Genomic DNA, 13,628 nt, shown 5'->3' on the forward strand with positions numbered 1-13,628 from the left:
CGCCATAGCTGTCCAACGCCACTCGCCTCCGCCCGCCTGCCAGACCCCTGCCCGCCAGAGACCGACCCACCCCAAAGGGCGCGACTCATCCCAGTGTGCGGGTTGGCCAGCACGGACGGCGCGGAACCCCCAGATGCGTCACACCCTGGGGCGCCCCGGCGTTCCGTGGGCGGTGCCGCCGTGCGGTGCCGTGCGGTGCCGTGCGGTAGCTCAGGAGCCGCGGCCGAGACGCCAGCGGGCCGCGCGGTAGGCACGCCAGCCGGAGCGCAGGCTGCGCCGGGCGCTGGCGAGGGCATCGCGGTGGCCCTGGGCGACCAGGCGAAGGATCTCGACCGCGCCGGCGGTGGGTTCCACGACCAGCCGGCTGATCGCGAACCGGGACCGGATCGGCTGGTGCAGGCGGTAACCGATCTCGCAGGCGGAACAGAACCCGGCCGCGGCGACGACGCTGCGCACGGACGCGCAGTGGTACCCGAACGGATAGGCGAAGCTGTCGGGGCTGCGGCCGGTGTTCTCCTCGATGGCCCGACGGCTGGCGGTCACGTCGTAGCGGGCGAGGGCGGTGGGGACGACGTCCAGCTCGAGGTGGCGATGGCCGTGCGAACCGAGTTCGACACCCTCGCCGGCGAGGGCGGCGAGATCGGGCCAGTCCAGCAGGGGAAGGTTACGTTCGCTGTAACCGTCGAGCCAGGAGGCGCGGCGGCCGGCGTAGGCGGTGGGGACGTAGAGGGTGGCGCCGGCGCCGACGTTCTGCAACGCGGGTAGCGCGGTGGTGACGAAATCCTCGAAGCCGTCGTCGAAGGTGATCGCCACCTGGCGACGCTCGGGATGCGCCAGCGCGTCGGACAGACCGGTGAGGTGATAGCCGTTCGCGGACAGCGCGCCGAGCTGCTCGGCGAACGCGCCCGGCGGGACCTCCCAGCGCCGGAAATCGGCGCTCACCGAATCACCCACGCTGTGATACATCAGGACGGGCAACGGAGTCGCGAGAAGAGGCTCGATCAGGCCGGTGTCAACCCCGGGAAGTGCGGTCGTCATGGTGGTCACCATCACTCCCTGCCCGCCGCGGCGGCTGCTACGCCCGGATTAGGCCGGTCAATTCCGCGTATCTGCCGGTGTGTGCAGAACTGGGGGTACACGGGCCGCACTCCCTCCGCGACGACGGTACTCAATCGTGGACGAACAAGTGACACGGACGTACTTCCCATGAGGGTTCCCATCAGGCGTCGCAGCGCGCGAACCGGACGGAGCGAGCGAAGTTTAAACATCGAACGGTGCGCGAACTACTCCGGGACTCTACACGCGCATACCGGGCGTGCCAATGGTCCCGACCGCAGTGCCCGGTGCGTCCGGCGGGGATCAGGAACCACCCGCCCGCGGGGACCCCGGGCCCCCCGTCACCACGATCAGATCGAACAGAATTTCACCGGATGGCCACGGCGGATACGCCTCGAACCCGCGAAAAAGGATATCTACCGGCCATCCGGCGGTGTCGTGCGGCGCCGGATGGCCGACCCGATCAGGCCCGGCCCGATCACGCCGGGTTCTCGGCGGAACGCCGCCAGCGGATCTCGGCGTCGATGAACGCGTCGAGTTCGCCATCGAGAACGCCGCCGGTGTTGGAGGTCTCGGTGTCGGTGCGCAGATCCTTGACCAGCTGGTACGGATGCAGCACGTAGTTGCGGATCTGTGAGCCGAAGGAGACGTCCTGCGGGCCGCCGGTGATCCGGGCCTTTTCCGCGGCTTCCTCGGCCCGGCGCCGCTCGAGCAGTTTCGCCTGCAGGACGATCATCGCCGCCGCCTTGTTCTGCAACTGGCTGCGCTCGTTCTGACAGGTGACCACGATGCCGGTCGCCAGATGGGTGATCCGCACCGCGGAGTCGGTGGTGTTGACGCCCTGACCACCTGGGCCGGATGACCGGAAAATGTCGATCCGAAGTTCCTTGTCGTCAATATCGACATGGTCGGACAGTTCGACGACCGGTGTGACCTCGACGCCGGCGAACGAGGTCTGCCGGCGGTTCTGGTTGTCGAACGGGGAGATACGCACGAGCCGGTGCACCCCGTGCTCGCTGCGCAGCGTCCCGTAGGCGTAGGGGGCCTTGATCTGGAAGGTCGCCGACTTCAGGCCGGCCTCCTCCGCCTCGGAGGTGTCGAAGACCTCGGTGGCGTAGCCGTGCCGCTCCGCCCAGCGCAGGTACATCCGCAGCAGCATCGCCGTCCAGTCCGCGGCGTCGACACCGCCGGCGCCGGCGGAGAGCTGGACGATCGCGTCGCGCTCGTCGTACTCACCGGACAGCAGCGTGCGCACCTCGAGGGCGGCGATGTCCGTGGTGAGCGCGGGCAGGCCGGCGGCCGCCTCGTCGAGCAGGTCGTCGTCCCCGAGATCGACCGCGGCGAGGAGATCGTCGAGCCGGCTGCGCAGCCCCTCCACCCGAGCGAGATCGCCCTTGGTGGAGGACAGTTTGCGGGTCACCGCCTGCGCCCGATCCTGGTCTGACCACAGCTCTGGATCCGCCGCCTGCTGCTCGAGCTCCTCGGCGCGGCGACGCAGCGCTGCCAGGTCGAGCACGGACTCGATGCCGCTGAGCGTGGCATCAAGCTGTTTGATCTCCTCGGACAGGTCGGCGGCCATGTCATTCACCTTACCGGGACCGTCGCACACCCACCGAAGCACCGATCTTGGCCCCGCACGCGTCCACACGACCACACGACCACACGACCCCCGTCCCGGCCCGGTCGCGGCGGTCGCCACCCGGTCGCGGCGGTCACGACCGGCCCGGTCGCGGTGGTAGCACCGGCCGTGGCCCGACCGCGGGCTCGCACGGCCTGGCCGCGGGCCCGCGCGGCCGCCCACCCATCCGTCACACGTCGCAGCCGTCTGGTGGCGGACCGGTCCGTGGTCGACCACGGACAGCCCGATCCGCGTCACGGCGCCAGTCGTGAAAGAACACATCATCGAAACATGCAATGTCCTGACGACATCGCAGTGAAACATGAAACGACGTACCGGGAGCATTTGACCAACCAGCACCCGCGCCAAGGACAATCGAGTCCGCACCGGACCAGCGCATCCACTCGGATGATCCGCCGTCCCGACGCTCGCGGCATTTGACGAAGAGATCTGGCCCACATCGTGGGCGGGGACGAACACCGGCATATGCGGCATCGAAAGGATATCTTCAGGTGCGGACTTCAGCGTTGAATTCGCCGAATGTCCGATGCTGTGCGTGGGATGCAAGGAGGCTGCGATGGCAACCGAAACCTGCCCGCTGACCGGCCGGACCGCCGGGTTAACCCCGATGGCCGCACACCAGGTCGCCGCCCGTCACCGTCCGCTGTCTCCGGGCTGCGGCGTGACCATTCCCGCCGAGCCACGAAGGTTGCCGTCATGCCCCACCCGACCCCTGGTGCGGGAGCGGATCGAAGAACCGTTCTCGTCGCCACCAGCCTCGCGATGGGCGCCATAAGCATGGATGCCGACAGCACCGGCCCCGGCCCGTCCACTCCCGGCGGCCTCATCGGCCGTGAGCTCGCCCGTCACGCGGACGAGCGGCCCGCCGTCCTGCACGAGGTCTGCTCCGCTCTACTCGACGCGGCCGTCGGCGCCTACGAGACCACCGAACTCGCCACGACCGCCGCCGCTCTGGCCGAACTCGAGCAGGCGACCCGGGCGGTACCCGGCCGACACCGGTTGCGCGGGCGCGCTGCCCTGGACTGGATGCGTCTGCACGCCGCGGTCATGACAGCCGCTGCCGCCACCGCCTACGACCGAGGTCGGCACGCGGACGCCGCCATGCGGGCAGACCGGGCGGCGGCCCTCGCCCGCGCCGCCGGCGACGGTCCGCTCGCCGCGCGGGCCCTGGCGCTGCGAGCCCGGATCGTCCGTCCGCACAGCCCCGCGGTCGCCCTGCAGATCGCCGGGGTGGCCGCCCGGATCGCCGGGTTCAGCGCCACCCGTGCGTTGATCGCCGGCAAGGTCGTGACCAGCGCCTACGCCGCCACCGGCGACGCGGCCGGGGTCCGCGAAGGCGTCGCCCGCGCCTGGCAGACGATGGAACGCCTCGACGACACCGCCTTCGGCACCCCCGGCTTCGCCCTGGAGACCTACTCCCCCGCCGACCTCGCACTCGCCTGCGCCGAGGCACTCACCACCGTCGGCGCCGCCGACGAGGCCACCCCGCACCTGGAACGCGCCGCCCACCTGGTCACCGGCTCCGGCCAGACCGGAATGGTCGTCTCGGTCCGGATGGCCCAGGCCCGCGCGGCGCTGGCCCGCGAGTTCCCCGACCGCGACGAAGCCGCCGACCACGCCGGACGAGCCGTGGCCCTGTCCGCCACGCGCCCCGCCGAGTGGCTCGCCCGGCTCGTCCGGCTCGTCCGGGACGTCTCCGCCCTGTCCGAGCAGCGCACCGGCGAAGGCCTCGACGACCTCGTCGACGCCACCACCCCCTGGTTGCACCGCGAACCCGAACCGGACCCGCGCACCGCCCGGCTCCCCGACCGTTTCACCCTCGGCGCCACCCCCGCCACCGGTCCCGGTAACGCCGCTGCCCGCGGGCCGGGTTCCCCCGTCCTCGGCACGACCGGCTTCGGCGCGACGGGTTTCGGCGCCTCCGGCTTCGGCGCGACGGGTTTCGGCGTGTCGGCCGCCACCGCCTCCGTCCTGCGTGCCGCCGCCCTCAGCGCCTACGGCGAGGGGACGTCCAGCGTCGACACCATGAAAGGCGACAGTCGGAGCACCGGGAGTGCCGCGGCTGGCGAACGGGGCGCTGACGAACGGGGTCCTGACGCGCGGGACGCTGGCGAACGGGGCGCTGACGAACGGGGTCCTGACGCGCGGGACGCTGGCGAACGGGGCCCTGGCGAAGGGGGTCCTGACGCGCGGGGTCCTGGCGAGCTGAACGCTGGCGAACAGGGCGCCGGCGAACAGGGTGTCATGGTTCGACGGGCTGGCGGACCACCGACTGTGCCTGCGCCCCGGCCCGAACGGTAACCGGCCCGACGCCCAGTACGCCCACCACCGGCAGGTCGACCGTCCGCGTCCCTTCCACCTGCACCGTCGCCGCATCGACGAGGCTCGCGGACAGGGACGTCCGCCCACTGGGGTCGGCCTGCTGCTGGTACCGCGACACCGTCTCGTCGATGTCCGCCAACGGCAGCCGGTCCAGCGTGCCCGCGGCGGTGTACACGGCGTTCTCGTCAATCCGCTGCGCCGCGGCCAGGGCTGCGCCGTCCGCCGCCGATGCCACCGAGCGCCGCGCCAGGTACACCGCCGACACGTCGGTCACCACCACCACCAGCATTGCCGCCACCATCAGATAGCCCAGGGTAAGAATCAGAATCGTCCCGCCATCCGACGGCTGCGGCTGCGGCTGCGGCTGCGCGGATACTGATGCCATATTCCTGCCACATCCGGTTACCCGGGCCTGCCAGGCGAGCGGGCCGCGGACCACGAGCCGACCCAGGCGCGTCCGTCTCCGCAGCTCAGGCACGCGATTTCTCCTCTCCTGAGCCGCGGTCGTCCGCCGATTTCCCGCTCACCACCGGACCCGCTTCTCACCGCCCCCGCATTGTAGAAGTATCAATTCCACCCGCCGCCAGGACCATCCCGGCTCGGACCTCGACGGCCAGCGGACGCCCGTGACACGCCAGCGCCATCCCACGGGACGGACCAGCGGGACAGCCGATTCCAGGCAGCGTGGAAACACGACCCGGACGCCTTCTGGAGAATCGGGCGTCGCCCGGCCAGAACGCGGCCACAATGGGACGCTCGCGGACCGGCTCTCAGCCGCGCAGCGCCCGGTAGGTGCTGACGGCGGCGGGGTGCAGGGGAAGCGGCTCGGTGTTGATGAGGTTGCCGACGTCGAGGTACTGGGTGCCGCGAGCCTGGGCGGGGACGAGCTGGCCCGCGTGTTCGACCAGGGCGCGGACGGTGTCGCGGACCACCGAGTCATCCGTGTGGGTACCGGTGACCAGCAGGTTCGGCACGCCGATGGTGCGTACGGCACTGACCGAGCGATAGCTGCCCGCGGGCAGGGCGAGCTGGTCGTACCGGGCGCGCAGGGCGGGGACGTAGTCGCCGAGGTCGAGCAGGCGGATGCCCCAGGCCCGGTCGGCCTCGGCGAGCAGCGGGGTCGGGACGCCACCGGACCACAGCATCGCGTCGATCATGTTGTCGCGCAGCGCGGCGACGGCGTCGGTGAGCGCCAGATGCCGGGTCTGTCCCGGCTGCACCCCCGCGGTGGCGAACAGCCGCTCGCCGAACAGCGCCGCGCCCGAGCCGTTCGCCCCCAGCGACACCGACCGTCCGGCCAGGTCCGTGAGCGTGCGCACCGGACTGTCCGCGCGGACCACGAGCTGCATGTAGTTCTCGTAGACCCGGCCCAGCGCGTACAACGTCATCGGACGGCCACCGAAGGCCGGGGAACCGATGCGGGCGGCGTCCAACGAGTCGGCGAGGGCCAGCCCCAGGTCGGCGGTGCCGGCGGTGACCGCGCGGATGTTCTGCACGCTGCCGAGCGTCGGGATGACCCGGGCGTCCAGCAGTGGTCGGAGCAGATTCGCGAACTCGATGTAGAAGCCGTCCGGTTCGCCCGCGGCGATCGAGATCGTGTGCCCCGAGCGCCCGCAGGCCGCGGTGAGTCCCGCGGTCACGGCGCAGGCCGTACCAAGCGCGCCGCCCAGCAGCACGTTCCGTCGGGAGATCGTCATGCCGCCGGCCCCCGCGACCCGCCCGAACCCGATTCCGACCCGCGCGATTCCGACCCGCGCGAACCCGAACCCGACCCGCGCGCACCCGACCCGGCCGAGCCCGAACCCGACCCGTGTGGACCCGACCCGTGCGCGCCCGGGGCCCGTTCCTCGTCGGGTGTCCCGTCCGCCGCGGTGGTCCGCTCCGGGCGGACGCTCTCGTCCCGCGTACCGTCCCGATCCACGGGGACGTCCACCTCCGGCGTCACGGACAGGCCCGTCCGCGACGCCGCACGCTCACCGACGTCGCCGCCCCCGGCCCCGGCCCCGGCTTCGGCTTCGGCCGGCCGCGGTGGAACGTCCACCTCACGGGTAAGCGCGACGCTCGCCCGCCCCGCGCCAGACCCGCTCACGCGCTGGACGTCCGCGCTGCCAGGACGCTGGATGCCGACAGTGTCAGCACGCGGGACCTCGGCACGCGGCACCTCAGCACGCGGGGTCCCGGCACGCGGCACCTCGGCACGCGGGGCGCCGGAACGTGTGGTGCTGGGTCGCTGGGTGGCGGGGTGCGCGGGGGTCGAACGCGGGCTGGGGGTCTCCGGTGGCCGGGTGGCGGTGATGGTCTCGCGGCGGGTGCGGCGGTGGGCGCGGTGGCGGCGCAGGACGGGCAGCAGGATCGTCGGGGTGGTGTCGGCGCGGATGGAGTCGGCCAGGTTCACCCCGTCCGCGTGGCCGTCGGTGCCCACCGCGCCGGAACCGGAACCGGAGGTCGTCGAGGTGGGCGCGGGGGCTGGCCGGGGGCCGGCGGGCAGGTCGACGTCGACGGACAGGCCGTGCGGCGACACGCGCGCGAGGATGAGGCGTCCGCCGTGGTTGGTGGTGAGCCGTTCGGCGATCGCGAGGCCGAGGCCGGAGCCGGTGGCGGCGGGGTCGTCCGGGCGCAGGGTCGAGGGGCCGCGGCGGAAGCGTTCGGTCAGATGCGGCAGTTCCGATTCGGGCACGCCGGGGCCGTCGTCGGCGACGGTGATCCGGCCGCGGGCGGCGGGCCAGCGGGCGCTGACCGTGACGGTCACGGTGCTGCGGGGGGCGTACTTGATGGCATTGTCGATCAGCACGTCCACGATCTGCTCCAGGTCGGTGTCCGTGCAGCGCAGGGGGATGGGTCCGGGCGGGGTCCGGTCGAGGAGCATGACACCGCGGGCGCGGGCGGCGGTCGTCCAGAACTCGATGCGGTCACGGGTGATGGTGGCCGCGTCACAGGTCTGCTCGGACGGGGGTCGGGCGGCGAGTTCGGTGGCGGCGGCGTCGGCGACGGCCAGGGCGCGCATGCCGTCCAGTAGGACCTGGAGCCGGCCGGCCTCGGCGACCATGGAGGTGTAGGTCTTCTGGGCGTCGGGGGGCAGCCGGTCGGCGAGGGTGTCCATCCGCAGCCGCAGGGCCATCAGCGGATTGCGCAACTGGTGGGAGGTGTCGTCGATGAGGGCACGCTGACGGCGGGCCGACTCGGTGACCACGTCCGCCATCCGGTTGAACGAGGTGAGCAGCGTACGCACCTCGGACGGCCCCTGCTGCGGCGGGACGTAGGCGCTGTGCACGCCCTTGCCGACGGCCCGCAGACCGTGTTCCAGCTGGGTGATGGGACGCAGCACCCAGCGCACCAGCAGCAGGATCAGCGTGGCGAACAGGGCTGCGATGGCGAGCACACCGAACAGGACGTGCTCCCAGACCCGTCCCACGTCGGCGGCGGCCCGCTCCCGGCTGCTCAGCAACAGCACCGCGCCGGACACCTCGATGCCGTTGCCGACCGGACGGGCGAACACGACCTGGCCACTCGACCAGGGCCGCAGGTCAGGCAGGCTCGCCTGCCGCTGGTTGCGCAGCGCCGCGTCGATCGCCCGGTCCACCTCGGGTCCCTCGGGCAGATCCCCGCGGCGCACGATCGGCTGGCCGGCGGCATCGACGACGATGACGGCGTCGCCGTACAGGTCGGCATGCGCGTCGATCTCGGGTTCGAGCTGGTCCGATCCGGTCACGGCGAGTTCGGCGAACCGGTTGATGTCGGCGGTGCGCCGGCCGACGAACCGGTCGGTGCGTTCCGCGGCGGTGGTGTAGAGCAGCGGGACGGCGAAGGCCGCCAGCGCCGCGAGCCCGGCCGCGATGAGCACGATCAGCAGCCGTCTACGCACCTCAGTCGCCCAGCCGGTAACCGAAACCGCGAATGTTGTGCAGCGGGCTCGGCCGGCCAAGCTTCTTGCGCAACTTCGACAGATGGACGTCGAAGGTCCGCGACACGGCGACGTACGCGTCGCCCCACACCTCGTCGAGCAGCTGTTCGCGGCTGACCGCGGTGCCCGCCTTACGCGCCAGTACGGCGAGGATCTCGAACTCGATCCGGGTCAGCACCACCTCCTCACCGGCCACCGTGACCAGGTGGGTGTCGAGGTCGATGGCGACGCCGCCCACCTGAACCCGACTGATCGCCGGGATGCCCTCCTCCCGTTGGGCGCGGCGCAGCACCGCCTCCATCCGGGCCAGCAGTTCGTCCATCCGGACCGGCTTGAGCAGGTAGTCGTCCGCACCCAGGCGCAGACCGCGGACGATGTCGCGCTCATCGGTACCCGACGCCGTCAGCACCAGGATCGGGGTGGCCGCCAGCCGCCGCAGCCGCCGCAGCACCTCCAGCCCGCTGATGTCCGGCAGCCCCAGGTCCAGCAGCAACAGGTCCGCACCCCGATGGCGCAGCAGCGCGTCGGCCCCTCGGGTCACCCATTCGACCGGATGGCCGCGGGCGTCGAGCACATCCTTGATCGCACCACCCACGCCATGGTCGTCCTCGACCAGCAACACACGCATTGACGCCTCAATCCTCCAGCCACGGCCACAGCCGCGGAAGCCCCTCCACTCCTGGATACGTGCACCGAGGACCAGACCAGCAGGCGAAAGCTCGGCGGGGGAGAACACCCACCAACCACAGGCACGTTGTGGCTACCACTTCTTCGCGTTCCCGGGGCCCCACCGAAAGATCTGACAGCCCGACCCCCACCCATGCCATACCCACCACACGCCCAAGATCGCGCCCTTTGGTCACGATCCGTGGCCACCGACCCCGCCGCGTCCCCGTCCGCAGCCGTCCGCGACGACCCTGTGCACCCCCCATCGCCCATCGGGTACGAACGCACGGACGAACCCACCTGAGGAGGACGCACAACCTTCCCGCCCAGCAAGGAGTCAGTGGCCAGCGACCACCCCCGCCCCACCCCACCCTGACCGCGCGCCGATCGCCGCGATGCGACCTGGACGGCCCGCCGGTCTCAACCCGGACGCGCCCAGACGGTCACACCGAGTGGTCAGCGCCGAGGGGCCAGCACCGAGTCGTCAGCGCCCAGGGGTCAGCACCGAGAGGTCAGCACCCAGGGGTCAGCACCGAGAGGTCAGCACCAGACGGTCAGCGGCTCTCGACGGCGGGAGCACTCGGGACGTGCCAGAGCCGGATCGTGCCGTCCCGGCTGCCGGTGGCGAGTAGACGGCCGTCCGGCGAGAAGACGACCGCCTGCACGAAGTCGGTGTGCCCGGTCAGCGGCCCGCCCAGCGGCTGTGGGGCCCTGCGGTCGCCGAGATCCCACAGCCGGACGGTGTTGTCGAAGCTGCCGCTGGCCAGCACCTGTCCGTTCGGCGAGAAGGCCAGCGACCACACCGAACTGCTGTGGCCGCGCGGCAGCGACGAGAGCGGACGGGGCGCACTCGGATTCGTCGTGTCCCACAACCGGATGGTGGTGTCCTTGCCGCCGGTGGCCAGGGTCCGCAGGTCCGTCGACATCGCCAGGCCGTAGACCGGACCGGAGTGCCCGGTCGGCAGGTCCGCGAGCAGGCTGGGCTCGGACTCGGCGGTCATCCACCACAGCTTGATCCGCTGGCTCTTCCCGTCGCCGCCCGAGGTGGTCAGGTACGCGCCGAGCGGATCGGCGGTCTGGCGCACCCAGTCCACCGGCGAACTACCCGCGGCCAGCTCGCTGAGCAGATGCGGATGGCGCAGATCGGTGACATCCCAGTACCGGACGATCCCGCTTTTGGTCCCGTCCATCAGTCGCTGCCCATCCGCGTTGAACGCCACCCAGCTCAGCGAGGTGGCGCTGCGCGGAAAACCGACCGGCAGCAACCGCGGACGGGACGGATCGCGCACGTCCCACAGCTGTTCCGAACCATCCCAGTTCGCCAGCGCCAGGACGTCCCCCCGCGGCGAGAAGGCGACCGCGAGCACCCCCGCCGTCGGTGGCGAGGTCACGCCGAGCGCCCGCGGACGCGCCGGATCACCCACATCCCACAGCCGGACGGTGCCGTCCTTGCTGCCGCTGGCCATCGTGCGCCCGTCCGGGGCGAACGCCAGCGCCGCCACCCAGTTGGTGTGCCCGGTCAGCGGTCGCCCGATCAGCCTGGCCTGCCGCTGCTCACCACCGCCACCTTCGCCACCGCCGACGAGCAGCAGAACCCCCGTCACCGCCAGCCCCGTGACCACCACTCCAGCCGCGACCAGAACCGCCCAGCGCCGCCTGTCTCCCCGCCGCCGCTGCCTGGCCCCGCTACGCCGCCGACCCTGCCATCCGCGGTTCACCCGCTCGCGACCCATCCGCCCACGGCTGCGCTGGACGCGGCTCCGCTACCCGTGGCGCCTCCGCCCACGGCCCAGATGCCGCCCGCGGCCCAGATGCCGCCCGCGGCCCAGATGCCGCCGTCGCCGAGGCAGAGGCAGAGCCCGTCGGTGCCGGTGCCACTCTCGCCAACAGCGATGCCAGTGATCGCCGCCTCGGCGGCCGAGATCGGTCGACGACCGGCTCATCCGGTATCGACGTGGGAGCAGCCGTCTCACCGCTCGCTGGCAGGGCCGCCCAGTGCAGTCTGGACGGCCGCTCGGCGATGGCACGGACATCGTCGTGCAGTCTGATCGGCACCCCGGACCGCATCACCCAGCTCGGGCCATAGACGTCCGCGGCCGCGCGCGCCAGGGCGAGAGCGAACACCCGCGCCGAGTCCGGACGTTGTGCCGGGTCCGCGGCCAAGGCGGCGAGCACCACCTCCCCGACCTCTTTCGGCACCGCTGCTGGCAACGGCCCGGGAACGATCGGTCGGAGTCGAGCCGCCGACACCGACCCCGCCCGCACCAACGGCTCCACCGTCGACGCACCCGACGGACCCGACGGACCCGACGCACCTGGTGGCCCCGCACGCGGCGGCAGCGGACGCGGCGATGGCAGACCCAGCGACCACGTCTCCTCCTCCCCGGGCCAGCTCACCTGGCCGGCCTGGCCCTGGTAGCCCGCCGCGCCTGGACGACCCGCGTCGCGCGGACTGTCCAGGCGGTCCAGGCGGTCGGGGCGGCCCGGGTGATCGAGATGGCCCAGGCGGTCGGGGTTCACGGGACGGCCGGCGAGCAGGTGGTGCAGCAGCATGGCGAGCCCGTACAGGTCCGTCGCCGGACCGACACGCCCGCCGGCCAGTTGCTCGGGAGCCATGAACAGCGGCGTGCCCACCACCGCGCTCGCGGTGACCGGTGTGGCACCGATGAGCTTCGCGATGCCGAAATCAACCACCTTCAACACCCCGGACGCGTCGAACATGACGTTGTCCGGCTTGATGTCGCGGTGCAGCACGCCGTTGGCATGCGCGCAGCTCAGGGCATCCGCCACGGCCAGCCCGATGGCACAGACCGCGTCGGGACCGAGCTACGCCCGACGCTGGGTCAACGTGCCCCCGGACAGCCGCTCCATCACGATCAGCCGCAGCCCCTCGACCTCCCGGTAGTCGAACACCCGCACGATGTGCGGATGGTCGAGCCCCGCGAGGATCCGCGCCTCCGCCGAGGCCGCGGCCTGCGACCTCGGGTTTCTGCCCGCGGCCAGCACCTTGATCGCCACGTCACGCTGCAGGCTGGTCTGCCAGCCGGCCAGCACGAGGCCGAAGCCGCCCGAGCCGATCTGGTCCCCCAGCTCATAGCCGGGCAACGCAGCCTCGATCTGCGCCCGCTCAACAAGCACAGCGTCCACCCGAACAGAAACAACGCGCACGGACAGCCGCCGCTATTGTGCCCTTTTCTCCCAGCACAAGCCGCGAGTCTACGGTCCCCGGCCGTTTAGCTACCCGGTGGCGCTGGACACCGAGGCCACAGACCGCGCAGAAGCCAGCTGATGGACCGGCGCCATATGCCCTGAGCAGCCAGAATCCACCAGAGCCGAGCGCATACGCGGCATGTGCACCACGACGACGGACTCGCGCTGCGCCTGAGCGACCGCGCTGGCCAGCTGCCACCGTCGCTGCCACTCGAGCAGGTCACCACCGCACGCGCGGACGTAGGCGCTGACCACCTCCCACCGCGGCAACGCCCGGCCGTCCGCCGCGCGAGCGAGATGCGCGGGCGAGAAATGGGCAGCCTTCGCGAGCTGCCGGTAGGGAATCGCGCCGGCCTGCTGGCGCAGTTCGCGCAGCGCCGCCGCGAAGTCGCGGACAGGTCCGGGCACGGTGGAAAGCGGACGCTCAGGTCGAGCCATGGTCATCTCCTTGGCGCGCGTCGGCCAGCCGCCCCCCGTAGACAGCTGTCCCCTGTATCCCGACCACGCGTCCCACCGATTTTATCCGCACGGATCCCCGTTCCACACCGGAACCCTCCGTCTACCGCCTTTGGACGCCCACGCCTCCCGCGCGCCACCGTCGTCCCCGCCACCACGCCACCGTCATCCCCGCCACCATCGCCCGCGCCACCATGCGGAGCCCTTGCGCGCACCGCCCACGGCCGCGCCAGGTCTCCTCCGTCCCTCCGCACGCCAGCGATGTCGTCACGCTCTGCCTCCCACAGCCCCGAGTCACCCACCGCCCCGAGTCGCCGACTCCGCCGCTGCGGTCACCGCCCGCGCTGTCGACCGATACCAGCGCAAGCCCTGACGCCG

At 72.0% G+C, this 13,628-nt stretch carries 9 protein-coding genes and 1 pseudogene; 1 reads left to right on the forward strand and 9 read right to left on the reverse strand.

Annotated elements, in window-relative coordinates; translation table 11 throughout:
• Positions 1–210 precede the first annotated feature (210 nt).
• Both G6R24_RS11420 and prfB read right to left on the reverse strand, forming a co-directional pair.
• Positions 211–1,038: a polysaccharide deacetylase family protein gene (locus G6R24_RS11420; RefSeq protein WP_225438402.1), complete on the reverse strand. Its 828-nt coding sequence runs from the start codon at positions 1,036–1,038 to the stop codon at positions 211–213.
• A gap of 496 nt (positions 1,039–1,534) precedes the next feature.
• Complete coding sequence (prfB, locus tag G6R24_RS11425; RefSeq protein ID WP_163549235.1) at positions 1,535–2,635, reverse strand: peptide chain release factor 2; 1,101 nt, start codon at positions 2,633–2,635, stop codon at positions 1,535–1,537.
• Between the two features lie 756 nt (positions 2,636–3,391).
• Here prfB and G6R24_RS11430 point away from each other — a divergent pair.
• A complete protein-coding gene (locus G6R24_RS11430; RefSeq protein ID WP_338083890.1) occupies positions 3,392–4,996 on the forward strand; it encodes a hypothetical protein in 1,605 nt (534 codons plus the stop codon).
• Here the strand turns inward: G6R24_RS11430 and G6R24_RS11435 are convergent.
• From G6R24_RS11435 to G6R24_RS11465, 7 genes and pseudogenes are all read right to left on the reverse strand, one after another.
• Positions 4,938–5,402 carry a pilus assembly protein TadG-related protein gene (locus tag G6R24_RS11435; RefSeq protein ID WP_163549241.1) on the reverse strand — a complete coding sequence of 155 codons (465 nt, stop codon included), beginning with the start codon at positions 5,400–5,402 and terminating at the stop codon, positions 4,938–4,940. The two genes, G6R24_RS11430 and G6R24_RS11435, sit on opposite strands and share 59 nt — an antisense overlap.
• 385 nt (positions 5,403–5,787) lie before the next feature.
• Complete coding sequence (locus tag G6R24_RS11440; RefSeq protein WP_163549236.1) at positions 5,788–6,714, reverse strand: TAXI family TRAP transporter solute-binding subunit; 927 nt, start codon at positions 6,712–6,714, stop codon at positions 5,788–5,790.
• The gene (locus G6R24_RS23305) at positions 6,711–8,879 is read right to left on the reverse strand and encodes a sensor histidine kinase (RefSeq protein ID WP_263864050.1); all 2,169 of its coding nucleotides are present in this window, start codon (positions 8,877–8,879) and stop codon (positions 6,711–6,713) included. Before G6R24_RS23305 ends, G6R24_RS11440 begins: the two co-directional genes overlap by 4 nt.
• A 1-nt stretch (position 8,880) precedes the next feature.
• The gene (locus G6R24_RS11450; protein ID WP_163549238.1) at positions 8,881–9,546 is read right to left on the reverse strand and encodes a response regulator transcription factor; all 666 of its coding nucleotides are present in this window, start codon (positions 9,544–9,546) and stop codon (positions 8,881–8,883) included.
• Positions 9,547–10,138: 592 nt separating this feature from the next.
• Positions 10,139–11,188 (reverse strand): WD40 repeat domain-containing protein, encoded by a 1,050-nt coding sequence (locus G6R24_RS11455; protein WP_163549239.1) that lies wholly within the window; start codon positions 11,186–11,188, stop codon positions 10,139–10,141.
• Between the two features lie 82 nt (positions 11,189–11,270).
• Positions 11,271–12,752: pseudogene (locus G6R24_RS23695) on the reverse strand (protein kinase domain-containing protein).
• Between the two features lie 69 nt (positions 12,753–12,821).
• Complete coding sequence (locus G6R24_RS11465) at positions 12,822–13,232, reverse strand: helix-turn-helix domain-containing protein (protein ID WP_163549240.1); 411 nt, start codon at positions 13,230–13,232, stop codon at positions 12,822–12,824.
• Between the last annotated feature and the right edge of the window lie 396 nt (positions 13,233–13,628).

This window comes from Candidatus Frankia nodulisporulans (genome assembly GCF_902806475.1).
GTDB classification, from domain to species: domain Bacteria; phylum Actinomycetota; class Actinomycetes; order Frankiales; family Frankiaceae; genus Frankia; species Frankia umida.